Genomic DNA, 21,670 nt, shown 5'->3' with positions numbered 1-21,670 from the left:
GCGATGAAAAGGATCAAAGGGAGGGGGGTCTCCGGAAAATTCCGGCAGACCGGGACCGGGATCACTGCCCGTCCAGCATCTGCTTCATAATTGAATTCGCAGCAGGGTCCGCAAAGAACCGGAATGCCATCTCACCATCTGCCGTGATCCGGTACGCCGTCTCCCTCCCCCTCTGCCGGTCCGGTGCCTCCTCCGCAAGCCCGGCGCCGGTCAGCATCTTCAGAAACCACGAGAAGGTTGCCTGCGAGAGATCGTTGGCCGGCTTCCGCCCGCGCTTATACTGAGCGACCGGGGCACCCTCCACCGGTCTCCGGGCACGCTGGCGGATATAATACGGCCAGACCTGCTGGAACAGGTACTGCCGGGGGATGTACGGGATGTCCATCGGGACCGTGGAGGCGGGGCGGTTCCGCAGGAGCACGGCAAGGATTGTCTGGTAGTTCACGTTCTCAAGCAGTGCCTGCACATCCCGGTCCGGCACCGGCACCTGCTGCGGGATCTTCCCGCCAAACGAGCTCCACACCTCGCCGCCGATCCACGGGGCGAGCGCGAAGAGCGCCATGCAGAGGTCCCTCGGCCCGCCCGAGAGATCGAAGGTGATGCGGGCTTTCCTGTTCTCGTGCCGGATCTTCGTCAGTACGGTGCGGGCGGACGGGAGGACCGGGGGGAAGACCAGTTCGCGGGAGTACTGGATGGAAAGCGATGCCGCGATCTCTTTTACCGATTCGGTTGCCTTGCGGACGGCAGCCCGTTCCTTCTCGACCTGCGGGTTCTGCGATATGCTTGCCTGTTCGCTGTCCGCAACCACGTACACGCTGGTAATGCCCGGGAGCATGCGGAGGATCGCCGGGAAAGCTGTGTGGATGTTCTCGCCCGCGCTGATGATATGGACATGGCCCGTTTGCATGGATCAGGGTCGAATGGCCGGGTTAAATACTTACAGGTTAATAAAAGGTGGCTGGTGAACCAGGATTCTCTGCAAGGCCGGGCATCCTGAACGAAGAGATTACGGGTTCTGTTTCTGGTTTACCATGGCAATCCGGCCGGTTCACCCCAGAACCGGAAAGTTCCACCCATAACCCCGGGTATTCCGGGCGTTTATTGATGTCCGGGAAGAATGAAAAACCGGTGAATCCATGATGAAAAATATCCCATCTCTCATCCCAGCCTGCTTCCTGTTTATCCTGCTTGCCACAGGTCCGGCAGCGGGATCAATCCATACCCCCGAACCCGGCATTGTCACGGTTGCTGCTGTGAACGGGCAGGACTATCATTGTGGCGACACAATCCCGTTCTCCGGTATCAACAACGGTTCGCATGTCACCTATCTCTTTATCACCGGGCCCAACCTGCCAGAGAACGGGTCCCGAATCCAGGATCCCGATCCGGCGAACCGGCCGGTTATCGATGGCGATGCCTCAGCGTTCCAGGCAGTCGGTGTTGCGGACGATAAACGCTGGACATGGACCTGGGATACACGGCGCAGTGCTCTCGGTCCCGGAACATACACGATCTATGCTGTCAGCAGCCCGCATGACAGGAACCACCTCGAGTACTCTCCCTACGGCACGACATCAATAATCATGACAAAACCGGGATCACGGTCATCAGCCCGTCCGGCAGACTCATCAGATGCCTCGTTCAGCCTGTCTGCATTTTCGGCTGATCCTGCAGGGGACCTGGCTGCCGCTATGCCGGTCATGGTCTCTTTTACGATTGATTTTCCGGCGACAGGTGATGAAACATTCCCGTCAACCCATGATCTCCGGATCGCGACAGATCTGGAAAATCCGCGCTGGAATTCCACGCTCGTCCTTGAGGGTGTCAGGACCCTGCAGCCGGAAAACAATGGCCGCACGATGTTCATCACCGGCTGGCTGTTATCGTACCCGTCGTCCGTGCCGGAATCGCTTGACATCACCCTGACAGGAACAATCCCGCATGGATCATCAGGTACGAACCAGGAACTCCTGAATATTTCAGAGAATGATGAGCAGGGCTATACTGTCGGCAGTCCGTCCGTCCGGGCTGTCCATGTCAGCCCCACGGCAGGGAAAACCTCTCCTGCCGCTGCATCCGTGAACGGGTCTGCCGGCACTCCCGGCCACGGGGCAGGGATCTTCGGCAGCCGTGACTCAGGGAAACCCTGGTCAATTGTTATATCACGGATGAATTCCGTCTTCAGGCCTGCATCATCTGCCCGGGTATAAGAGCGGGCGATTGAGAAAAACGGGAGCGCGGGTCCTTTGCTTCACAACCGGCAGAGAATCCCGAGCGCCTCGGTCCCGGCCTTGACCGCGTTCATCAGCGCGAGGACCTTCTCCGGATCCTTCTCGTTCTGGATCCGTTCGCAGAGGGAATGGATCGTGAACGCGAGCTCCTCGGCAAGGCCACCGTCATCGCAGATGCAGGTCTCTTCTCCGTGATCTTCCCCGCAGGTGCAGGCACCCCTGCCGGTCTCTTTGTCAACGACAGCCGCAATGGTATCCGTGATGGCAGAGATCATTGCCTTCTTTTTGGCCATCTCGCCCTTTTTCCGTTTTGCATCCTTCGCCGCCGCTTCCCGTTCCGCACAGACAACGCAGAGTGTCTTTCCCTTCACCTCGAAGAGGGGGCACCCGCAGGTTTTGCAGGTCTTTTCCAGCATCTTTCCCCCTTTCAGGAGGTATTCAGCCATGATCTCGTCTTCCTTTCGTGCCGGCATCTGATCACCGTCTGATCGTAATTTAAAGTATATATGTCGGTTCCGCATATTAACTACAGGTACACTGGTAGGTGGAACCATGGCGAGCCCTGAAAAGACGATGGAGAACTGTATCCTGATGCTGCAGCACATCCAGGAAGACAACTCAATACCCAGAAATATCCGGCGCGTTGCTGACGAGACCCGGACCATGCTCCTGAATAACAACAAGGCAATGGGGCTGCGCGCCGCCGAGGCCATCTCCAAGATTGACGAGATCTCCAATGATCCCAACATGCCCATCCACGCACGGACCCGGATCTGGGAGCTCGTGTCCCAGCTCGAGACCATCCCGCTGGACTGACAGGACACATATCCGTTCCTGCCGTTCTTTTCTCAGTTTCTTAAAATCTGCGCTGGAGAAATCATTGAATCTGCGCTCCCGGGGGCGCTTCATCCTGTGGATGAAGCGAGAGATTTGAAAATCTGGCCTTGTAGAAAACCTCCCGAGATATCGCCTGAAATTATGACGGGGCCACGGGCGCTCGGGGTCTGTCGACCCTCGCCCCGTGGAGCATTACATTTTCCGGACATCCATAAAATATTCGAAAAAGGGGTCAAGGGGGCTTGCTCCCTCAGGCTGCCTCCCCCTCCGGGAAGAGAGGGGGTCACCTTCATAAATTCCACTGAGAGTTTCTTTAAGGCTTTCTACAGAGCCGAAAATCTCTCTCCGAATCCCATCACAGATAAAGAGGGAGAAGAACCACTCTCCGGTGTCCTGTCAGCCATTCTTCTCGATCATGTTCCTGATTGCCCGGATATCATTGCGCATCTCTTCCGAGTAGGGCGTGAACCGGTAACTGAGGTTGTTCTCGGTCTGCCAGAACCCGCTCTTTTCATCATAGTGCCCGATGAGGTAACAGACGATCACGTAGCAGGGCACCGAGAGCGCGATGACCACCGGCAGCGTCATGCCGAGGTGGATCCGGAAGAAGTCCTCGAAGAGCTTCGCGTTCGCGGTGATGATCCCGAAGTTGAGCACGATCTGGGTCCACGACGTCCCCCGCGTGTACCGCTGCTTGAAGAGGGCAAGGCTGTACAGCAGCCCGTGTGATTCTGCCATACGTATTTTTTTCCGGGCATGGCGGGATATGCTTTCCTCCACCATATCGGTTCTTTTTTTACGATCCTTTTCCGGGTTCCCCCGGACCACGGAAGATCATCGCCCGATCGGAGAAACGGAGGCGGGAATTATGCCGGGTGCGGCGCTGCCGGCTTCGTGTCTGCCGGTTGCTGCCGTCATGATGCAAAAACCAACGTATTAAATATTGTCGAACATAATAGGAGGGTAAACCCCTTTGAGGTGTGATCATGAAAGCAGAAGATGCAAAAAAGATAATCTCAACTGCAATTGACCGGGAAGTCGAAGCATACACGTTTTACAAAAGTGTTGCAGACAAGGCAAAGAACAAGGCATTAAAGGACCTGTTTGCGGAACTTGCCGGCGAGGAGAAGAAACACCGGGAATTTTTACAGGCGTTCCTCTCAAAGGATGTCAAGCAGATGAAGTTCACTGCCGGCCACGACTACAAGGTTGGCGATGCACTCCCCACTCCTGACCTTACTCCCGACCTGAAACCCCTCGAGGGCATTGTCCTTGCCATCAAGAAGGAACTCGACGCAATGCAGATGTACACCCAGCTGGCCGCTGCCGCTGCCGACGTGGAGACCCAGCTCCTCTTCAACCAGCTGGCAAACATGGAGCGCAGCCACAAAGCACGGCTCGAGGACATCTACACCAACATGGCTTTCCCAGAAACCTGGTGATAGTCATCGCGCAGGTGCCGGCAGGGCCGGCACAACAATCCCTTTTTTCCTTTCAGCGATGTTCTTCAGCCTGGAGGGCCGGGCAGAAGTTGCAGATAGACCACGACAACTCCTTCTCCTTGTCGCGGATCAGGCAATAGTATTTCCCGCCCCGGTTCTCTACGGTAAATCCACCGGGGAACGGCATGCCCACCGGGTGCCCGGGCTCCTCAAGCACGAACATCGTGAAGGCCGCGATCAGGTAATAGAAGAGCCGGTTCTTCGGATTGCGGAAGTACGGGTTGCGCTCCCCTGCATCGTCCCAGGCAAAGCAGCCCTCGGGCAGCATGGCGCAGAAGGCATCGAACGTCTCCCGGTCGCGGACCGGGTCGTCAAGCCGTGAGAATGCACCGCTGCGGTGCATCGCGAGGAGCTCGTGGTGTTTCCCGAAGATCTGTTGCCGGAAATACGGGCGGATCGCCTCCCGGTACGGTGAGGGCAGCTTCTCGATCTCGCTGTTGAGCCGGCCGCCGATGATCTGGAGGTCGAAGAGCGTGTAGGCGGCGATCTCTTTTGCCACGATGGTTCCCAGTTCGCCCCGGGTCCGTGCAGACTTCAGCCGTGAAGCAACCGCACGGATTGGGGCGCCCGGATCAGTATCTGCATCGGTCATCCCTGCCGCGGTCACGGAATCCTCCAGCTGTGAAAGACTATGGCTGCCGGAATAAAAAATAGGTATCCGTTCCGGCCTCTGAAATGGTGATTCAAAACGGAATAACTCCCGAAACCCGTATAAAGGTCAAGAATCAATGCCAAGTATCGGCTCCGGAAAAGCCGCTGGATGAACTGTTTATGTCAGACACGAACAAGTACCTAGCAGAACTCATCGGGACATTTGTCCTGGTGTTTATCGGCTGCGGAAGTGCCGTCATCGCCGGGAAAGAAGTTGGTTTCCTCGGCATATCGCTCGCGTTTGGTATCGCCGTACTCGTCATGGTGTACGCGATAGGCCCGATCTCCGGCTGCCACATCAACCCGGCCATCACGATTGCCATGCTCGTGAACGGGAAGATCACCAGCAAGGATGCAGGCGTGTACATCATCTGCCAGTGCATCGGTGCCATCATTGCAGCAGTCCTGCTGCTGGTGATCATGTCCGGCCTGCCCTCGTACAATATCGCGGTCAACGGCCTGGGACAGAACGGGTATGGGGAGGCATCACCGGGCGGCTTCCCCCTGATGTCGGGGCTGATCGCTGAAGTCATCCTGACATTCATCTTCCTCATGGTCATCTTCGGGGCAACCAGCAAGGCTGCACCGGCAGGATTTGCCGGCATTGCGATAGGCCTTTCCCTTGCCATCATCCATATCGTGGGCATCCCGGTCACCGGCGTATCGGTCAACCCGGCGCGGAGCCTCGGGCCCGCCCTCCTTGTCGGTGGCACTGCCCTTGCCCAGCTCTGGCTGTTCATCGTCGCCCCGATCATCGGTGCGGTGCTCGCGGCGGTTGTCTGGAAATACCTGTTTGAGGCATCCGCTTCACCGGCATAATCCCTTCCCTTTTTTGCATCGGTAGTGTTTTTTGCAGGGCAGATCCAACTGATCCTGATTCATGGACCTCATCGCCATCACCCTCATTGTCGCCGGCCTGGTGTTGTTCGAGACGATAACGAGCATCGACAATGCCATCATCAACGCCGAGGTCCTTTCGACCATGAGCGAACGGGCGAAGCGCTGGTTCCTCATCTGGGGCCTGCTCTTTGCCGTCTTTGCGATCCGCGGCCTCCTCCCGTGGCTCATTGTCTTGCTCACCACGCCGGCACTCGGGCCGGTCGGCGCCCTCACCGCGACCTTCTCGAGCGACCCGCTGGTGATTGGAGCGATCGAACAGTCGGCACCCATCCTCCTTATCGGAGGGGGGACGTTCCTTATCTTCCTGTTCTTCCACTGGCTCTTTTTAGAGACCAAGCATTTCGGCCTCCGGGGCGAGCGCTATTTCTCGACAAAGGGCGTCTGGTTCTTTGCCATCGTCTCAATCCTTCTCTCGGTGATTGTCTGGTTCGCGCTTGAGAAGAACCCGCTGATGGGCTTCGGGGCTGTCGTGGGCTCCACGGCTTTTTTTATTGTCCACGGCTTCCGGCAGAACGCCGAACTGGCGGAGCACCGGATGCTGCACGACAGCGGCATGTCGGACGTCAGCAAGATCTTCTATCTCGAGGTCATCGACGCCACCTTCTCCATCGACGGGGTCATCGGGGCGTTCGCGTTCACGATGGCGGTCCCGCTGATCCTGGTGGGGAACGGAATAGGCGCCTTCGTGGTGCGGGAACTCACCATACGAAATGTCGACAACATCAAGCGGTACAAGTACCTCAAGAATGGTGCCATGTACTCCATCCTGTTCCTCGGCACCATCATGATCCTCGACAGCTTCGGTTTCCACATCCCGTTCTGGCTCTCGCCGCTCATCACCTTCGGCGTTGTCGGGTTCTTCATGTATAAATCGATCCGGGAGATGCCAGAGGAGCACGATGCCGGCAGCGGCCACGCGGAATGAATTTTGTGGAAGATATCGAAAAACGATCCTGGAGAAACGGGCACCAACCTGGTAAGGTTCACACCAGAGTAATGAAAATCACGTGAATAGCAGATAATTATGAGGGCTCCCCGCCTCAGGGCCCCTCGCGGGGCACGGCGGGGCCAGAGCAGGGCCGGGAAACCGGTACCTGAAGCCGCCGCGGGAGCCTCCCCGCGGGGGTAGCAGCAGGCATCGTAACGGGGTCTTGGGGAATCTGTACCGCGAACAGGTTATGCAGATTCGGGAAGATAATCATGTGGAGTATCTTCGAACATCAGCACCTGTCGTTTTTCTTTGAGCGTGATTTTCACAGGAACAACTCCCGGGGTAGAGCGTCAGATGAGATTGGAGCCACGGGCGTTCGGGGTCTGTCGACCCGCGCCATTGAAAGGACGTTAGCAGGTCCTTCTTATCTTCCAGTCCTTCGGATCAGTCAGATCGTGGAATGATGCCGTAGATGGGATCCTGAATAAAGGATTTTTGAAACCGGGGTCCCGGTAAGGCAGGATAACTGTATCGGGCCGTATGGAGATCCTGGTAAAACCGTCAATCTCCCATCACGAGGAAAGAACCTGACCGGTCATGATTCTTACCGTCGAGGGGATATAAACCTTCTGATTGTAGCGGCCTGGTCCATGCACCAGAGCCCGCCTTTCAGGACCGGGATCACAAAACGCATGCCCGGCTCCAGTTCCCGCGATACATCCGAAAGCAGGGCCCGGACCGGCAGGTGCTGGGGACAGGCCTTCTCGCATTTCCCGCAGCGCCGGCAGAGACCGGCATACGAGATGCCCCCCATCAGGCCGCCGTGCCGGCCGAAATACTGGAATTTTGCCATCCGGTTATGGGGGAAGAGGTAGTGGTCGTTGTAGAGCGAGAAGCAGCCGGGGATGTCGACTCCGGCGGGGCAGGGCATGCAGTAGCTGCAGCCCGTGCATCCTACCTTCATCAGGCGCCGGTAGACCTCCCTCACCTGCCCGATGCGCGACAGCTCCCCGGGAGTAAGCGATCCGGGATATCCTTCGTCAGCCGTTTTCAGGTTCTCATCGATATGGGCCTCGTCGTTCATGCCGGAGAGGACGACGGTAACCTCCGGGTGGTTCCAGACCCAGCGGAGCCCCCATGCTGCAGGCGACCGTTTCACGCCAGCTCCATCCCAGATGGCCTGTATCTCGTCAGGCACCCGCCCGCCAAGGTTGCCGCCGCGGAGGGGCTCCATGACCATCACGGCCAGGTTCTTCTCATGCGCATAGCGGAGCCCTTCTGTCCCGGCCTGGTTCTGTTCATCGAGATAATTATACTGGATCTGGCAGAAGGTCCAGTCATATGCATCGACGATCTCCCTGAATGCCGGGAGGGTTGTGTGCGTTGAAAAACCGGCATTCACAATCCGGCCGTCCTTTTTCGCGGTATCGAGAAACTCCAGCACCCCGAGATTTTTCAAACGGAGAAAACTCTCCGGCTGGAGGCTGTGCAGGAGGTAATAATCGATATGATCGGTCTTCAGCGCTGCAAGCTGGCCATCGAGAATACGATCCATGTCCTCCCGGCAACGGACCGACCACGGGGGGAGTTTTGTGGCGATCCTGACCCTGTCCCGGTACCCGTCTTCCAGTGCCCGGCCAAGGATCCTTTCGCTTTTGCCTAGATGGTATGCCGGTGCGGTATCAACGTAATTGACCCCCCGGTCGATGGCAGAGCGCAGTTGCCGGATCGCCCGCTCCTCGTCAATACCGGTGCCGCCTTTCCCTGACGGAAGACGCATGTACCCGAACCCCAGAATCGAGAGCCTGTCGCCGGTCTTTGGCACGGTGCGGTAGAGCATAATTAGTTCTCCTCCCGGAGGGGTATCCGGCCAACGGCCGGTATAGTAGTACTATTTCTTGGCCATCATGAAACGATCGCTGGAGATCATCTTCCTCCATAGGACCGTACATGCTCCCAGGCCCTCCGGAGCGGTGCAGAAGACGGGTTTCCCTCGTCGTAGATCGCCGGGTCATCCCGGCCGAACCGTCTGCGGTCCTCTCCCACCGGGCAGACCCTGATGCAGAGACCGCAGGGTGCGATAAACCGTTTTGCAAGCGCTTCCGATCGTGTGGCGCAGGCTTTCTTGTCGGTGAGAGATGCCGGGTATTCCCCGCCGTCCAGTGCGTGGACAGGACATGCATCCGCACACCGCCCGCACCGGGTGCAGAGCGGCATTTCGATGACCGGGTCCGGGACGATGTCCGCTGCGGTCAGGATCGAGGTGAACCGGACACGCGGCCCGTACGCTGGCGTCAGGAGCATGTTGTTGTTGCCGAAGTTCCCGAGGCCGGCAAAGAATGCCGCGTGGCGGTGGGAGAAGAACGCAACCGGGCAATCTTTGAGGATGCTGACCGAGCCGTACCCGTCCCGGGGAAGGGGGACAGAAGGCGATCCCTCTGCTGTGAGCAGCGCGGCGATCCGGTACGCTGCCTGGTCGAGCAGTGAGTTTATCGTCCGGTAATGCTCGAGATACCAGATCGACGGGGCGGATTCAAGGACCGGCAGGGAGACCGGAAGACCAATCACAATGACGGTCTGTGTCTCAGGAAAGATCGACCGGGGCCGGAAGGTCTCTGGAACCCTGGGCTCGAAGAGGCTCTCATCCCAGCGGCTGGCGGGAGCGAATCCCGCAAGCGGGATATCGAGTGCTGCACACTTCCCGGTCACGAGTTCCCGCAACCTGTCCGTCATACCGGTGCATATGGTCACCAATGATTAATGGTTTTTCTGTACCGGCGCTGGGGAATACCGGCATGCAGGTCTCCCGGGTCAATGCTGTTATATATGTGTTGTAATATAATTCATACGCGGGGAAGCGGGCATCATGGCTGTCACAACAGATCCGGTTGTTGTCATCAATCTTTTTCTCTGCCTCGTGATCCTTGTCATGGGGTATGTCATCTTTAAAAGAAAGGAGCACTTCAGCGCGTTCCTGATCGGGATCGCGTTCGGGTTATTCGGCATATCGCACAGCATCCAGCTCTTCGGGATCACCCAGGTTCCCGACGTGACTTTCATTCTCACCCGTGTCTCCGGGTATATCCTCGTCATCGCGGCGCTCTGGCTGTTTTTCATCGCGGAATAGGGTTCGTACAGGGATTGTTACTCCCCGGTCACCGTGCAGATCACGGTACGACTCCTGCCCGCATTGACGTCGAATTCGAGCAGCACGATCTGCTGCCAGGTCCCGCACAGGAGTTTTTTGTTCTCCACCGGAACCGTGAGGGAAGGGCCCACGAGCGCAGCCTTCACGTGCGAACGCCCGTTCCCGTCACCCCACCGCGTATTATGCGCATAGTCAGGGTTATCCGGCGCAAGGACCGAGAGCGCCCGTGAAAGGTCCGCAAGCACGCCGGGCTCGTACTCGATGGTGGTCAGGGCAGCCGTGGAATGCTGCACGAAGAGATGGACGAGGCCGGTCGTTACCCGGCTGGCGGTGACAGCCTTCTCCACCTGCGGAGTGAGATCGATGATGTCTCCCTCCCGGGAAGTCGTAATGGTAAAGGTGGTGCGGTACATATATTCACCGTACATCCTTCCGGACGGCTGCGATAAAAACGGTTATGGGGATATACTGAAAAAAGGGGGGGATTGGAGCAGATCAGGCACCGTTCTTTGCATCCGGTTCAGCATCATTCCCGTTGTTCCCGTTCGCCATGTCGGCGGGGACAATGGCAATCCCGACAACCTTGTCGTTCTCATCAAGGCGCATGACCTTTACGCCTTTCGTGCCCCGGCCGATGATCCGGAACTCCGAGACAGGGGTCCTGATCACGATGCCGGATGCTGTCATGACGATGATCTCGTCAGAGTCCGAGACCGCCCGCGAGTCGATGACAACGGCGTCCCGTTCGAGGAGCATGTTGCGGACACCCAGCGTCCCCCTGCCGTGCCCGCGGAACTCGTCGAATTCGCTCCGCTTCCCGAACCCGACGTCCGAGATGGTCAGGAGGTGGTCCTTCTCGAGGAGCGTGACGGCAACGACTGTATCGTCTTTGCGGAGTTTCATCCCCCGCACGCCCTGTGCGTTCCGCCCGACCGTCCGGATGGTCTCCTCGTGGAAGCGCAGGCTCTGGCCGAAGCGTGAGGTGAGGATCAGCTCGCTGTTGCCATTCGTCAGGATCACGTCCACCAGCCTGTCGCCCTCGCGGAGCCTGATCGCGTTCGTCCCGGTCGACCGGGGGTTGGAGAACTGGTCGAGCGGGATCTTGATGGTCTGGCCGAGTTTCGTGGCAAAGAGGAGGAACTTGTCCGGCGCAAACCCGCTGACCGGAATGACCGTCGTGATGATCTCGTCCCTGAGGTTGAGGAGGTTGACGATCGGCTTGCCCTTGGCGATGCGGGAGCTCTCGGGGATCTCGTATACCTTGAGCCAGTAGACCCGGCCAAGGTTCGTGAAGCAGAGGAGGTAATCCTTCATGCCGGCAACGAAGACCGAATCGACAAGATCCTCTTCCTTGGTGGTCATGCCGGTCACCCCGTGGCCGCCCCGCCGCTGCCGCCGGTACGCGTCGAGATCGATGCGCTTGATGTAGTTGGCCGTGGTGATGGAGACGAGCACGTTCTTGTCCTCGATGAGGTCCTCGGTGGAGAGATCGGTTGCGTCGTGCTCGATCTGTGTCCGCCGCTTGTCACCGAACCTGGCGGCAACCTCCCGGGTCTCGCGCCGGATCTCATCCTTGATGTTTGCCTCGCTTGACAGGATCTTCTCGAGCCGGGCGATCTCAGTACCGAGATCCTTCTTCTCATCGTTGATCTTCTTCTGCTCAAGCGCTGCCAGGCGGCGGAGCTGCATCTGGAGGATTGCGTTTGCCTGCGGTTCGTCAAGCCCGAACTGGGTGATGAGCGCGGCCTTTGCCGTGTCGACCGTGTCCGATGCACGGATGGCCTTGATCACCGCATCGATCTTCGCAAGAGCTATCAGCAGGCCTTCAAGGATATGGACCTTCTCCTGCGCTTTCTTCAGATCGAACTCCGACCTGCGCCGGATGATCTCGATCCGGTGCTGGACGAAGTGGCCAAGGAGTGCGTGGAGGTTCACCAGCTTTGGCTGGTTATCGACGATGACGATGTTCGAGACCGAGAAACCCGACTCGAGCGCCGTGTTCTTGTACAGGTTGTTGAGGATGACCGGCGCCATCGTGCCCTTCCGGAGCTCGAAGACCACGCGGATGCCCTCCTTGTCAGACTCGTCGCGGATATCGGAGATGCCGTCGATCTTCTTGTCCTTGACCATGTCGGCAATCCCGCTGATCCACTGGGCCTTGTTCACCTGGTACGGGAGCTCGGTCACGATGATACGGTCACCCCGGTTCCCGCTATCGGATTCTTCAATGGCTGCAACACCGCGGACGATGACCCGCCCGTGTCCGGTGGTATAGTAATCCTTCACGCCCTGGACACCCATCAGGATGCCGCCGGTCGGGAAGTCCGGGCCTTTCATGACCCGCATGAGATCATCGACCGGGACTTCCGGGTTGTTGAGATAGAGTTCCACAGCCTCGCAGACCTCCGTAAGGTTGTGGGGCGGCATCTTGGTGGCCATGCCGACCGCGATACCGTCCGTGCCGTTGACGAGCAGGTTCGGGATCTTCGCCGGGAGGACGGTCGGCTCTTCGAGAGACTCATCGTAGTTCGGCTGGAACTTTACAGTATCCTTATCGAGATCCTCGAGAAGCGCTTCAGCGTACTTGTCGAGCCTGACCTCGGTGTACCTGCTGGCCGCGGCCGAGTCGCCGTCAATGGACCCGAAGTTGCCCTGCCCTTCCACGAGCATGTGGCGGTAACTGAAGGGCTGGGCCATCTTGACGATGGTATCGTAGATGGACGCGTCGCCATGGGGGTGGTACTTACCCATGACGTCACCGACAACCCTCGCGCTCTTCTTTGTGGGCTTGTCGCTCGTATTGCCCATGTCCCACATGCCGTACAGGCAGCGGCGGTGGACCGGTTTGAGGCCGTCACGGACATCCGGGATGGCGCGGCTGATGATGACCGACATCGCGTAGTTGATGAACGAGGTCTTCATCTCCTGCTCGATGCTTATCGGTTCGACCCGGTGGGTCACGGGCACGACCGCATCGGACTTCTTTACGGGCTTCTCAGATGTCAAGGTTCGTCACCTCCTTTGCATGGCGGGTGATGAAATTCTTCCGCTGCTCCACGTCTTTTCCCATCAGGACACGGAAGACTTCGCTTGCCTCCATCGCATCCTCGATGGTCACCTGTTTGAGGATACGCTTTGCCGGGTCCATCGTTGTCCGCCAGAGCTGGTCAGCATTCATCTCGCCAAGACCCTTGTACCGCTTGACCACGGTCCCCTTCTCGCCCATCTCGACAAGGAGCTTCTTCATCTCCTCTTCCTTGTAGGCCGGGCGCTCGTCCTTGCCCTTGGTCACCGTGAAGAGCGGGGGCTGGGCGATATAGACGTAACCGGCCTCGATCAGCTTCACCATGTAGCGATAGAAGAAGGTGAGCAGGAGGGTGCGGATGTGTGCCCCGTCCACATCGGCATCGGTCATGATGACAATGTGATGGTAACGTGCCCGCTCGCCGTCGAACTTCTCCCCGATGCCGGTCCCGATAGCGGAGATGAGGGTCTGGATCTCGGCGTTCTTGAGGATCTGGTGTTCGCCTGCCTTCTCCACGTTCAGGATCTTGCCGCGGAGGGGGAGGATGGCCTGGAACTTCCGGTCCCGGCCCTGCTTTGCAGAGCCGCCTGCCGAGTCCCCTTCCACGATGTAGATCTCGGACTTTGCCGGGTCGCGCTCCGAGCAGTCCGCGAGCTTGCCGGGAAGTCCCGAGCTCTCGAGCGAGCTCTTGCGCCTCGCAAGCTCGCGGGCATTCCGGGCTGCCTCGCGGGCCTTTGCAGCCGATACGGCCTTTTCGACGATGATCTTCAGGACGGACGGGTTCTCGTCGAAATATTCCGAGAGCGCTGCATACACGAGCGAGTCGACAACGCCCTTGACGCTGCTGTTGCCGAGGCGCATCTTCGTCTGCCCCTCGAACTGGGGATTCGCCATCTTGACGGAGATGACCGTTGTCAGGCCCTCGCGGACATCCTCACCCCGGAGCGAGATGGTCGAGTTCTCCTTGATGATGCCGTTCTTCTTTGCAACGGTGTTGATGGCGCGGGTTATGGCGCTGCGGAATCCCTCGAGATGGGTTCCGCCCTCGCGGGTATTGACCGAGTTGACGTAACTGAAGATCTTGTCATCATACCCGGTCGTGTACTGCATCGCCACCTCGATCTCGAGCTTGTTCTCGGGATCCTTCCGGCTCATGTCGATGGGATTCGGGTGGAGCGTTTCTGCACCTTCGTTCAGGTACTTCACGAACTCGGAGAGCCCGCCGGCGTAACAGAATGACTCGTGGTCACCGGTCCGCTCATCCGTGATGATAATGGTAGTGCCGGCATTCAGGAAGGCAAGCTCCCTCAGGCGGTGGGAAAGGGTATCGTAATCGAAGGCTGTGGTCTCAAAGATGGTCGCATCCGGTACGAACTGGATCCAGGTGCCGGTCATCTTTGTGCCAAGCTGTGCGAGGAAGAGCCGCCGGTTTTCGGGGTCATTCTCCGCAGGCTCTGTCCCCGGCGCTGATGAGAGGTTCGTCTGGCCTTTTGATTTCAGGGATTCCGGAGAGGTATGCCGTGCGAACGGGGCGGGCTGGCCGTACCACTCTTCGTACCGTGCCAGCATCTCTGAGAGCGTCTCTTCCCGCCGGGTGATTGCGGAGGTCGGCTTCCCCCGGGCAAACTTCATCTCGTAAATATTCCCGTCGCGCCAGACCCGGGCGGAGAGCCAGTTGGAGAGGGCATTGACTACCGAGACACCGACACCGTGCAGCCCGCCGGAGACCTGGTACGTGGCCTTGTCGAACTTGCCACCTGCATGGAGCACGGTCAGGACAACCTCGAGGGCGCTCTTGCCGTTCTTCTCCATCGTGTCGACCGGGATTCCCCGGCCATTGTCTATGACGGAAAGCGACCCGTCCTTGTGGATGATGACAGCAATCCGGGTGCAGACCCCGGCCAGTGCCTCGTCGATGGAATTATCCACAACCTCGTATACAAGGTGGTGCAGCCCGCGGGTGTCGGTGCTGCCGATATACATTGCCGGCCTCTCGCGGACCGGAGCCAGCCCTTCAAGCACGGTGATATGCGATGCATCGTAGGTATCAGTCAAGGAAAACCTCCGTTAAAAAAATACAAAAATGTCGCAGAAAATCCACATAATTTATTGGAGTCCGGAGCATATAAGCATGGTGCTCGGTTTTCAGGCGTAAAAAAGCCGGATTTTCCCGGCATGGGGACACACCCCATTTTTAAGGATTTGTAAAAAATATATTATTTTGCTTATGTCCGTTTTCATCAAATGCCGGAAACCGGCAGGTACATCTACTGAAATCCTTAATATGGATAACCGATCCAATCTTCCTCAATGACAGTTAAATATTCGTACCTGGTTTATTCACTTGCAATTATTCTCGTGGTAGCTGCAGCCGGTTGCCTGAGACCGCCATCGGATGATAACCTCATCCCGGCAACGGTTGCGACTCCCAGGACTCCCATTCCCGAGGATATCACCTGCAGCATCTTCTCGAAGACTGCTGCGTATGCGTACAACGGGACCTCCTTTGCCTTCACCCAGAAGAATCCTCCGATGTTCATCAATTACACCGTTGTCCCGAAAAACGTGACCGTGAACAGGGTATTTACCGATCCCAACACCAAGCAGACAAAGACCCTGACCTACTCGGACTACAGCCAGACATCATGGTTTGAGGTTACGGTCACGAACAAGGCGAACGGCGAAGTTATCCTGAAAGACGGTTTTGGCGCAGGGAAGGGATACCCGGCGTACCTCTCCCGTACCTTAAAGGTCCTGAAGAACGGGGATTTTGATCTCACGTTCAACGGGAATGATATCACGGCCACGGTAAATGTCTGGGTCAAGCCCCACGGAAACGTTGAAGAATCCCGGGTTATGGAGTTCACGAACTGTGCCTATATGGAAGGACAGCGGGATACGCTGGCCACCGCGAAGACCACGACAATTGAAGGCATCATCCTGACGTGGACACCCGAAAATCAGGAAACAAAATAATCCATCCTCTTTTTTCCAAAAAACGATACGCTTTTTTCTCTGCCCGTACCGGTGGCTCCACCCACGTTCCCTTCCGGCCCGGGTAACGCAGGGATTCCTTACCGGAACTCCCCGGCCTCAGCATCCGCGATCCCCAGCTCGCGGTCGATTGCCACGACAAGACGGTTCAGCGTGATGAGAACATCCCGGGCATCTTCCTTGTCCATGGTGCCCGGCTGGTGCCAGATCACTTTCTTGCGCAGAAGGGTTGTCAGATCTTCGACGTCAGTCCCCCGGAATTTCTCCGGCAGGACGAGCCCTTCAGCGTGATCCCCGGCGCCCGGCCATGCCTGCTCCGGGGGGAGGCCGAAGTGTTTTGCGATCAGCATGATGTTCGTGATGAAACCGTGCCCGAACTGGTTTGTCATGGCGGAGTCTTGGGAACCGGAGGGGAAAAACATACGGATTGTGCAGGAATTCAGAGAAGGCGGAACGAGGTGAGCCAGACCGCAAGGGGGATGACGGTGATAAAGGCCAGCGAGAAGCAGAGGACGGCCCATTCAGTTCCCTTCAGGGGCTTCCTCTGGACAAAGAGGTAACTGTCTTTCCCGTAACCGCGGCAGAGCATGCTCGTATACACCCGCTCGCCCTGTTCGTACGACCGGATAAACATTGTGCCGATCATGTACCCGAGCTGTCGCAACCGGTAACGGTACGGGAGGTGGCGGTCAAAAGCATCGAAGCACTTGGTCTTCAGCGTTTCGTTTATCTTGCGGAACATATACCCGAAGACAAAGAGGTACCGTATCATCATCCCGAGCGCAAGCGCGAATTCCGCGGGAAGGCCCATCCGGGCAGCCCCTTCCAGCATGTCGTGCATCCGGGTCGTGGACGACAGCAGGATAATGAACGAGATGCAGACCATGAACTTGACGAGCAGGATGAAGGCGAATTCGATGGATTCGGCATAGATACTGATCCCGAGTGGCAGACTTAAGACCGTATGATAGTCGGTATAGTATTTGTTTTTTAAGAATATCTGGAAGAAAATGATGACGCCCCAGAGCGGGACGATTGATATGAGACGCTTGAGGTAGGTCACCGGCGACAGGCGCGTGCAGCACCAGAGAAATGCAAAGAAGCAGAAGAAGACCGCACCGATCGTATAGACCATCGTAGAATACGGAACAGCAACAAGGGCTATGATTGCGGCAAACGCGATGGCGATCTTGACGCGGGCATCCAGCCGGTGGACAACGCTGTCCTTCTGGGCATCCCGCTCTATCTCAAAGAGTTCCTCGATCATGATCGCTTGCCGTATGCGCGGAGCAGGGCTGCCTCGGCGTCCGCGTAGGTATATGCCATCGATACATCCACGCCGTTCTCCTTTAAGGATTTGAGCAGTTTCGGGATCACCGGAACGTCAAGCCGCACGGACTTGAGCATGTCCGGCTGGATGAAGATCTCGTCGACCGTCCCGCTTGCAACGATCCGTCCCTTGTCCATAACGTAAATGAAATCCGCAACCTCGGGGACGAGCCCGACATCATGTGTGGAGAAGATTACGGTCATCCCGAATTTCTTCGCAAGCGAGTTGATGAAGAGGTTGAGGTCGGCAACCCCCCGGGGATCCAGGCCGGCGTTCGGTTCGTCCAGCACCAGTACCTCGGGCTCCATGGCGATAACACCGGCGATCGCAACCCGCTTCTTCTCGCCTCCGCTCAGGTGGTGGGGCACCCGGTGCGCAAGATGTTCGATCCCGACGACCTTAAGCGCCTCGTGCACCCGGTGGTGGATGGTCTCGGGATCGAGACCGAGGTTGGTGGGGCCGAAAGCAACGTCCTGCTCGACCGTCGGCGCGAAGATCTGGTCGTCCGGGTTCTGGAAGACGATGCCCACGAACTTCCGGATTTCCTTGACGTTCTGTTTCGTGATGGGTTCACCGCGGATCAGCACCTGACCTGAAGTTGGCCGGAATATCCCGTTGAAGTGCTTGAAAAGCGTGCTTTTTCCGGCACCGTTCGAGCCGATCACCGCTATGCGGGCATTCCTCGGGGCTATGAAGTTGATGTTGTTGAGTGCTGTGACTTTTCCCGGGTAGACATAGCAGAGATCGCGGGTCTCGATAAGGTGCATAAGTACAGGCTATAGGATGAAAAAAGGTAAAGTCCTGTTGGTTTCACTTGGCAGGTTTGCCGGCAGCCTTGAGCCCGTACGAGATCCCAAGGACGACCGCAAACGCGAGGATGGTCCCGACAACAATCGCAATGATGCCCCCTGCCGATCCAAGGGATTCACCGAGGGAGTAATCCGGCATGGGGGATTCATAGCTGTACTTCCCGGTCAGGTCTTCGTGAATCTCTGCATCTTCCGGAGTGGCACCGGTGAGTTCCTTTTGTCCCTGCACGACAAGGGCTGTACTCTCGAGTCCGTCCGGGTCGCCGGATGCCATGAAAACGGCAACAACACCGATGAGGAGGGCAACGACAAGGCCCGCGATAATGAAGGTCTTGTTGTCCATCATGATGACGACGCTCCTGCAGGGGCCCTGACTCCGGTGTCGACAAGATCCGGACGTGCTGCCGTGATGATATAGATTGCGGCGATGGTTACGAATCCTTCAATGAACCCGATGATCGCGTGGTAGATGCCCATCGCGATTAATCCTTCCGTGAGCGGGAATGTGCCGGCAATGGCCATCTCGACCGCACACGCAAGGGAGGGAATCAGGCATGCCAGCCATGCGGCGAAGAAGACCGAGACCGGCATGTTCTTTGTTAATCCCATGAGTCCTTTGAAGGTATAGTACCCGGTGAAGCCTCCGATGACGCCCATGTTGATGATGTTGGCTCCCATCACGGTGATCCCTCCGTCACCGAACAGGACCCCCTGGATGATCAGGACGAGGGTAAGGATGAAGATGGCAGCGAACGGCGAGCCGAGGATGATCGCTGCAAGCGCCCCGCCAACAAGGTGCCCGCTGGTCCCCATCGAGACCGGGAGGTTGAAGGACTGGAGGGCGAAGATGCCGGCTGCCAGTACCGCAACCAGCGGGAGTTTCTCCTCATTCATTTCGTTCCGTGCCCACCTGAGGGCCAGTGCGATAAAGACAAGGGCGATGATCCAGTAGATTGCGCCCTGCCAGATTGGAATGAATGCGTCGGGTATGTGCATGTTTTCACCGCAAAGGTATTATTACAATTCTGACATTGTGTAATACTTGTGATGCTTTAAATGTTGTTCTTTGGTTATCGCGTCAGAAATATTTTAAAAAACAGTTGAGGTTTGGTCACGAAAATGCCAGATTTTATATCCATAATCCCGCAGGAGTATCCCCTGCAAGCAGGAAAGGACGATTCTCAAAAAGAAAGGAAATTATTTTCTGGTCTTTGGAGTTTACTTTGCACTGGTTTTTGCTGCATGCTTTTCCGCTGTCGTCTTCTTCGGTTTTTGTCCTTGTTTTCCCGGATTCTTCGTTATAGTCATCGCGTGTTCATCTCCAGATGAGTGGGATGTGGATTCTTCCCGGGGGATGATAGTGTAGTATGCGTTCATCGCCGTATGGTATCGTGGTACAGACGATAGAACACTCCGATCATCGCCTTGGTTACCATATCAGCGGGATTTTTATATTTTCGTATGATTTTATGCTAATTTCATTCGATGCCTGGATTGCTGACATACGATTATGTCCGCGCTCGATCAGTTTGGTTTTTCATTTTCCGAAAGGAAAATGGATCGTGGCAATTTTTATTCAAGAATGGGCATACCGCAAGCGGATGAGGATGCAAAATCTGAGTATTACCAAGTACAACCTTAAACCCCTTTTTTTCAAAACATTTAAAAACATATCCATAAGATATTCTCATCATTGGTGAATCAATGCCCATGGAAGACGACCTCTCCCGGATTGGGATCTCACTCCCGAAGAACCTTCTCGACCGCTTCGATGAAATCCTCAATTACCGCGGTTACTCTTCCCGGTCAGAGGGTATTCGTGACGCAATCCGTACCTATATCACGTACTACAAGTGGATGTCCGATGTGAAAGGCGAGCGGGAAGGCGTCATTACCATGGTCTACGACCACGAACAGCGCAATCTCCTGCAAGCAATCACCGAAATTGAACATGAATATCATGAGATTATCAAGGCATCCCTGCACTCCCATGTCACTCACGAGCGGTGCCTCGAGGTTATCCTCGTGCATGGAGATGGTGCCCAGCTCAAGAACCTGGCGGAGAAGCTGATGGCTCACAAAGGCGTCGAATCGGTGAAACTGACAACGATAGCAATCGAAGATTAAATCTCACGAACCGGGTCAGTGACAAAAGGATAATTCCAGTCTCTTTTTTGGATTTTGTATATACAACCGATACGGATTCACTCCCTGCAACAGAGCATAATACAGCAGCCCGTAATCCCTTGCGATAAAATCCAACTCTGCCCGATAAGTTGTACTTCGCCAGTAATAAATACAATTATTCTATAAATTTATACTTTGTATTACAATAGTGAGCATTTTTCACAAGCCTTAACATCACAAAAAATAACAAAGCATGCGGACATGATCGATAACAGCGAACTCTCGCGGATCGGCATCTCGTTATCAAAAGAGTTGCGTGACGAATTCGACCGGATCCTTATTGCCCGGCATTATGCATCCCGCTCCGAAGGTATCCGTGATGCAATCCGGACCTACACCGTCAACAACCAGTGGCTGTCTGACAAGAATACCCGGCGGAGAGGTGTTATTATCCTTGTTTATTCATATTCCGAAAACGATCTGCCGGCAACGATTGCCGGTATACGGAATGAATACAAAAACAGCATAAGCATATCCCTCCAGACCGCGATAAGCCAGAGCCGGCGTCTCGAAGTGCTCCTTGTCGAAGATAACAGCACAACGATCCAGGCGCTTGCCGGACGGCTGATGGGACTGGACGGCGTCGAGTCAGTGAAGGTAACGACATTCCTGACCGGTAATCCGCAGGATGTGGCACTCTCCCCGATCCAGTGGGACTCCAGGATGGACCATCCCCTGCCGGATCTTTCGGAAAACATCATCTGACACTGTTTTCCTGTTTTTTTCTTAAATACCTGCCCGGTTTTGTATTAACAAGGGAACTGGAGAATCCCCTTCGGATTTTCAGGTTTCCCATTCCTGCAGATATATACACGGGAGACAATTGTCGGCCGGTACCATTGAAAAAAAGAAAGTTCAGGTTTTGGTTCAGTGCCTGCGGACAACGATGAACGCAACTGCACCGAGGCCGATCAGGGCAATCAGTGCACCGTAGCCGGGTGACTTGGTTGTCGGGACCGGGGTGGGTACAGTGGTTGCGATGGTGGTCGGGACGGGGGTTGCGACAGTTGTCTGGACTGCTACAACGGTGGTCGGGATCGGGGTTACGGTGGTCTCGAGAACGTTGAACAGTGCAGTACCGGTTGCTTCCTGGATGACTGCGGATTCAGTAACAATGTACTCGTC

24 protein-coding genes are annotated in these 21,670 nt (G+C 56.5%); 9 read left to right on the top strand and 15 right to left on the bottom strand.

The features are described 5' to 3' along the window. Window positions 1–61: 61 nt before the first annotated feature. Entirely contained in the window at window positions 62–907 is an 846-nt protein-coding gene (locus A4E33_RS09835; protein ID WP_292347702.1) for a hypothetical protein, read from the bottom strand. Between the two features lie 229 nt (window positions 908–1,136). On the opposite strand from A4E33_RS09835, the gene A4E33_RS09830 reads away from it, so the two are divergent. Continuing rightward, on the top strand, window positions 1,137–2,210 hold the full coding sequence (locus A4E33_RS09830; RefSeq protein WP_292347700.1) for a hypothetical protein: 1,074 nt from the start codon (window positions 1,137–1,139) through the stop codon (window positions 2,208–2,210). A 41-nt stretch (window positions 2,211–2,251) separates the two neighbouring features. On the opposite strand, the gene A4E33_RS09825 is transcribed toward A4E33_RS09830, so the two are convergent. Further along, a complete protein-coding gene (locus tag A4E33_RS09825; RefSeq protein ID WP_292347698.1) occupies window positions 2,252–2,704 on the bottom strand; it encodes an autoantigen p27 domain-containing protein in 453 nt (150 codons plus the stop codon). A gap of 79 nt (window positions 2,705–2,783) precedes the next feature. On the opposite strand from A4E33_RS09825, the gene A4E33_RS09820 reads away from it, so the two are divergent. Further along, the gene (locus A4E33_RS09820; RefSeq protein WP_292347696.1) at window positions 2,784–3,047 is read left to right on the top strand and encodes a UPF0147 family protein; all 264 of its coding nucleotides are present in this window, start codon (window positions 2,784–2,786) and stop codon (window positions 3,045–3,047) included. A gap of 417 nt (window positions 3,048–3,464) precedes the next feature. On the opposite strand, the gene A4E33_RS09815 is transcribed toward A4E33_RS09820, so the two are convergent. Further along, a complete protein-coding gene (locus A4E33_RS09815) occupies window positions 3,465–3,806 on the bottom strand; it encodes a hypothetical protein (RefSeq protein WP_292347694.1) in 342 nt (113 codons plus the stop codon). Between the two features lie 248 nt (window positions 3,807–4,054). Between A4E33_RS09815 and A4E33_RS09810 the strand changes: the two genes are divergently transcribed. Next, window positions 4,055–4,510, top strand: a complete 456-nt coding sequence (locus tag A4E33_RS09810) for a ferritin family protein (protein WP_292347692.1) — start codon at window positions 4,055–4,057, stop codon at window positions 4,508–4,510. Between the two features lie 52 nt (window positions 4,511–4,562). Here the strand turns inward: A4E33_RS09810 and A4E33_RS09805 are convergent, their stop codons facing one another. Continuing rightward, window positions 4,563–5,177, bottom strand: a complete 615-nt coding sequence (locus A4E33_RS09805) for a DUF2115 domain-containing protein (protein WP_292347690.1) — start codon at window positions 5,175–5,177, stop codon at window positions 4,563–4,565. A gap of 164 nt (window positions 5,178–5,341) precedes the next feature. On the opposite strand from A4E33_RS09805, the gene aqpZ reads away from it, so the two are divergent. Together aqpZ and A4E33_RS09795 are read left to right on the top strand one after the other, a co-directional pair. After that, on the top strand, window positions 5,342–6,040 hold the full coding sequence (aqpZ, locus tag A4E33_RS09800) for an aquaporin Z (protein WP_292347688.1): 699 nt from the start codon (window positions 5,342–5,344) through the stop codon (window positions 6,038–6,040). Window positions 6,041–6,101: 61 nt separating this feature from the next. Further along, window positions 6,102–7,046 carry a DUF475 domain-containing protein gene (locus A4E33_RS09795; protein ID WP_292347686.1) on the top strand — a complete coding sequence of 315 codons (945 nt, stop codon included), beginning with the start codon at window positions 6,102–6,104 and terminating at the stop codon, window positions 7,044–7,046. Between the two features lie 610 nt (window positions 7,047–7,656). Here A4E33_RS09795 and A4E33_RS09790 read toward each other — a convergent pair. Together A4E33_RS09790 and A4E33_RS09785 are read right to left on the bottom strand one after the other, a co-directional pair. Further along, a complete protein-coding gene (locus A4E33_RS09790) occupies window positions 7,657–8,892 on the bottom strand; it encodes an aldo/keto reductase (protein WP_292347684.1) in 1,236 nt (411 codons plus the stop codon). A gap of 86 nt (window positions 8,893–8,978) precedes the next feature. Continuing rightward, window positions 8,979–9,785 carry a 4Fe-4S binding protein gene (locus A4E33_RS09785; protein ID WP_292347682.1) on the bottom strand — a complete coding sequence of 269 codons (807 nt, stop codon included), beginning with the start codon at window positions 9,783–9,785 and terminating at the stop codon, window positions 8,979–8,981. Between the two features lie 133 nt (window positions 9,786–9,918). On the opposite strand from A4E33_RS09785, the gene A4E33_RS09780 reads away from it, so the two are divergent. Then, complete coding sequence (locus A4E33_RS09780) at window positions 9,919–10,179, top strand: hypothetical protein (protein WP_292347680.1); 261 nt, start codon at window positions 9,919–9,921, stop codon at window positions 10,177–10,179. Window positions 10,180–10,196: 17 nt separating this feature from the next. Here A4E33_RS09780 and A4E33_RS09775 read toward each other — a convergent pair whose 3' ends face one another. The 3 genes from A4E33_RS09775 to A4E33_RS09765 all read right to left on the bottom strand — a co-directional run bounded on the left by A4E33_RS09775 (window position 10,197) and on the right by A4E33_RS09765 (window position 15,280). Continuing rightward, window positions 10,197–10,613: a secondary thiamine-phosphate synthase enzyme YjbQ gene (locus A4E33_RS09775; RefSeq protein WP_292347678.1), complete on the bottom strand. Its 417-nt coding sequence runs from the start codon at window positions 10,611–10,613 to the stop codon at window positions 10,197–10,199. A gap of 82 nt (window positions 10,614–10,695) precedes the next feature. After that, the gene (gyrA, locus tag A4E33_RS09770) at window positions 10,696–13,206 is read right to left on the bottom strand and encodes a DNA gyrase subunit A (protein WP_292347676.1); all 2,511 of its coding nucleotides are present in this window, start codon (window positions 13,204–13,206) and stop codon (window positions 10,696–10,698) included. Further along, window positions 13,196–15,280 carry a DNA topoisomerase subunit B gene (locus A4E33_RS09765; RefSeq protein WP_292347674.1) on the bottom strand — a complete coding sequence of 695 codons (2,085 nt, stop codon included), beginning with the start codon at window positions 15,278–15,280 and terminating at the stop codon, window positions 13,196–13,198. The genes gyrA and A4E33_RS09765 overlap by 11 nt, the downstream gene beginning before the upstream one ends. A gap of 255 nt (window positions 15,281–15,535) precedes the next feature. Here A4E33_RS09765 and A4E33_RS09760 point away from each other — a divergent pair, with 255 nt between their 5' ends. Further along, on the top strand, window positions 15,536–16,201 hold the full coding sequence (locus A4E33_RS09760; RefSeq protein WP_292347673.1) for a hypothetical protein: 666 nt from the start codon (window positions 15,536–15,538) through the stop codon (window positions 16,199–16,201). A gap of 98 nt (window positions 16,202–16,299) precedes the next feature. Here the strand turns inward: A4E33_RS09760 and A4E33_RS09755 are convergent, their stop codons facing one another. Genes A4E33_RS09755 through cbiM form a run of 5 tightly spaced genes read right to left on the bottom strand, consistent with a single transcriptional unit; the run spans window position 16,300 to window position 19,354 of the window. Then, entirely contained in the window at window positions 16,300–16,608 is a 309-nt protein-coding gene (locus A4E33_RS09755) for a hypothetical protein (protein WP_292347672.1), read from the bottom strand. A 50-nt stretch (window positions 16,609–16,658) separates the two neighbouring features. Beyond that, window positions 16,659–17,486: an energy-coupling factor transporter transmembrane protein EcfT gene (locus A4E33_RS09750; RefSeq protein WP_292347671.1), complete on the bottom strand. Its 828-nt coding sequence runs from the start codon at window positions 17,484–17,486 to the stop codon at window positions 16,659–16,661. Then, entirely contained in the window at window positions 17,483–18,316 is an 834-nt protein-coding gene (locus tag A4E33_RS09745) for an ATP-binding cassette domain-containing protein (protein ID WP_292347670.1), read from the bottom strand. Before A4E33_RS09745 ends, A4E33_RS09750 begins: the two co-directional genes overlap by 4 nt. Window positions 18,317–18,359: 43 nt before the next feature. Continuing rightward, window positions 18,360–18,704, bottom strand: coding sequence for a PDGLE domain-containing protein (locus tag A4E33_RS09740; protein WP_292347669.1), 345 nt, complete (start codon window positions 18,702–18,704; stop codon window positions 18,360–18,362). Continuing rightward, a complete protein-coding gene (gene cbiM / locus A4E33_RS09735; RefSeq protein WP_292347667.1) occupies window positions 18,701–19,354 on the bottom strand; it encodes a cobalt transporter CbiM in 654 nt (217 codons plus the stop codon). The genes A4E33_RS09740 and cbiM overlap by 4 nt, the downstream gene beginning before the upstream one ends. Window positions 19,355–20,062: 708 nt before the next feature. Between cbiM and nikR the strand changes: the two genes are divergently transcribed. Then, a complete protein-coding gene (gene nikR, locus A4E33_RS09730) occupies window positions 20,063–20,485 on the top strand; it encodes a nickel-responsive transcriptional regulator NikR (RefSeq protein WP_292347665.1) in 423 nt (140 codons plus the stop codon). A 261-nt stretch (window positions 20,486–20,746) separates the two neighbouring features. Next, window positions 20,747–21,250 (top strand): ribbon-helix-helix protein, CopG family, encoded by a 504-nt coding sequence (locus A4E33_RS09725; RefSeq protein WP_292347663.1) that lies wholly within the window; start codon window positions 20,747–20,749, stop codon window positions 21,248–21,250. A 162-nt stretch (window positions 21,251–21,412) separates the two neighbouring features. On the opposite strand, the gene A4E33_RS09720 is transcribed toward A4E33_RS09725, so the two are convergent. Further along, a partial coding sequence (locus tag A4E33_RS09720) for a PGF-CTERM sorting domain-containing protein (RefSeq protein ID WP_292347661.1) occupies window positions 21,413–21,670 on the bottom strand: 258 nt, incomplete at its 5' end.

The organism is Methanoregula sp. PtaB.Bin085 (genome assembly GCF_002067035.1).
Classification (GTDB): domain Archaea; phylum Halobacteriota; class Methanomicrobia; order Methanomicrobiales; family Methanospirillaceae; genus Methanoregula.
This window is presented reverse-complemented; position numbering and strand designations above follow the sequence as displayed.

Coding starts and splice junctions, on each gene's coding strand:
- A4E33_RS09835 (WP_292347702.1), bottom strand. CDS start 907: ATGCAAACGGGCCATGTCCATATCATCAGCGCGGGCGAGAACATCCAC.
- A4E33_RS09830 (WP_292347700.1), top strand. CDS start 1,137: ATGATGAAAAATATCCCATCTCTCATCCCAGCCTGCTTCCTGTTTATC.
- A4E33_RS09825 (WP_292347698.1), bottom strand. CDS start 2,704: ATGCCGGCACGAAAGGAAGACGAGATCATGGCTGAATACCTCCTGAAA.
- A4E33_RS09820 (WP_292347696.1), top strand. CDS start 2,784: ATGGCGAGCCCTGAAAAGACGATGGAGAACTGTATCCTGATGCTGCAG.
- A4E33_RS09815 (WP_292347694.1), bottom strand. CDS start 3,806: ATGGCAGAATCACACGGGCTGCTGTACAGCCTTGCCCTCTTCAAGCAG.
- A4E33_RS09810 (WP_292347692.1), top strand. CDS start 4,055: ATGAAAGCAGAAGATGCAAAAAAGATAATCTCAACTGCAATTGACCGG.
- aqpZ (WP_292347688.1), top strand. CDS start 5,342: ATGTCAGACACGAACAAGTACCTAGCAGAACTCATCGGGACATTTGTC.
- A4E33_RS09795 (WP_292347686.1), top strand. CDS start 6,102: ATGGACCTCATCGCCATCACCCTCATTGTCGCCGGCCTGGTGTTGTTC.
- A4E33_RS09790 (WP_292347684.1), bottom strand. CDS start 8,892: ATGCTCTACCGCACCGTGCCAAAGACCGGCGACAGGCTCTCGATTCTG.
- A4E33_RS09785 (WP_292347682.1), bottom strand. CDS start 9,785: ATGACGGACAGGTTGCGGGAACTCGTGACCGGGAAGTGTGCAGCACTC.
- A4E33_RS09780 (WP_292347680.1), top strand. CDS start 9,919: ATGGCTGTCACAACAGATCCGGTTGTTGTCATCAATCTTTTTCTCTGC.
- A4E33_RS09775 (WP_292347678.1), bottom strand. CDS start 10,613: ATGTACCGCACCACCTTTACCATTACGACTTCCCGGGAGGGAGACATC.
- A4E33_RS09760 (WP_292347673.1), top strand. CDS start 15,536: ATGACAGTTAAATATTCGTACCTGGTTTATTCACTTGCAATTATTCTC.
- A4E33_RS09755 (WP_292347672.1), bottom strand. CDS start 16,608: ATGACAAACCAGTTCGGGCACGGTTTCATCACGAACATCATGCTGATC.
- A4E33_RS09750 (WP_292347671.1), bottom strand. CDS start 17,486: ATGATCGAGGAACTCTTTGAGATAGAGCGGGATGCCCAGAAGGACAGC.
- A4E33_RS09745 (WP_292347670.1), bottom strand. CDS start 18,316: ATGCACCTTATCGAGACCCGCGATCTCTGCTATGTCTACCCGGGAAAA.
- A4E33_RS09740 (WP_292347669.1), bottom strand. CDS start 18,704: ATGATGGACAACAAGACCTTCATTATCGCGGGCCTTGTCGTTGCCCTC.
- cbiM (WP_292347667.1), bottom strand. CDS start 19,354: ATGCACATACCCGACGCATTCATTCCAATCTGGCAGGGCGCAATCTAC.
- nikR (WP_292347665.1), top strand. CDS start 20,063: ATGCCCATGGAAGACGACCTCTCCCGGATTGGGATCTCACTCCCGAAG.
- A4E33_RS09725 (WP_292347663.1), top strand. CDS start 20,747: ATGATCGATAACAGCGAACTCTCGCGGATCGGCATCTCGTTATCAAAA.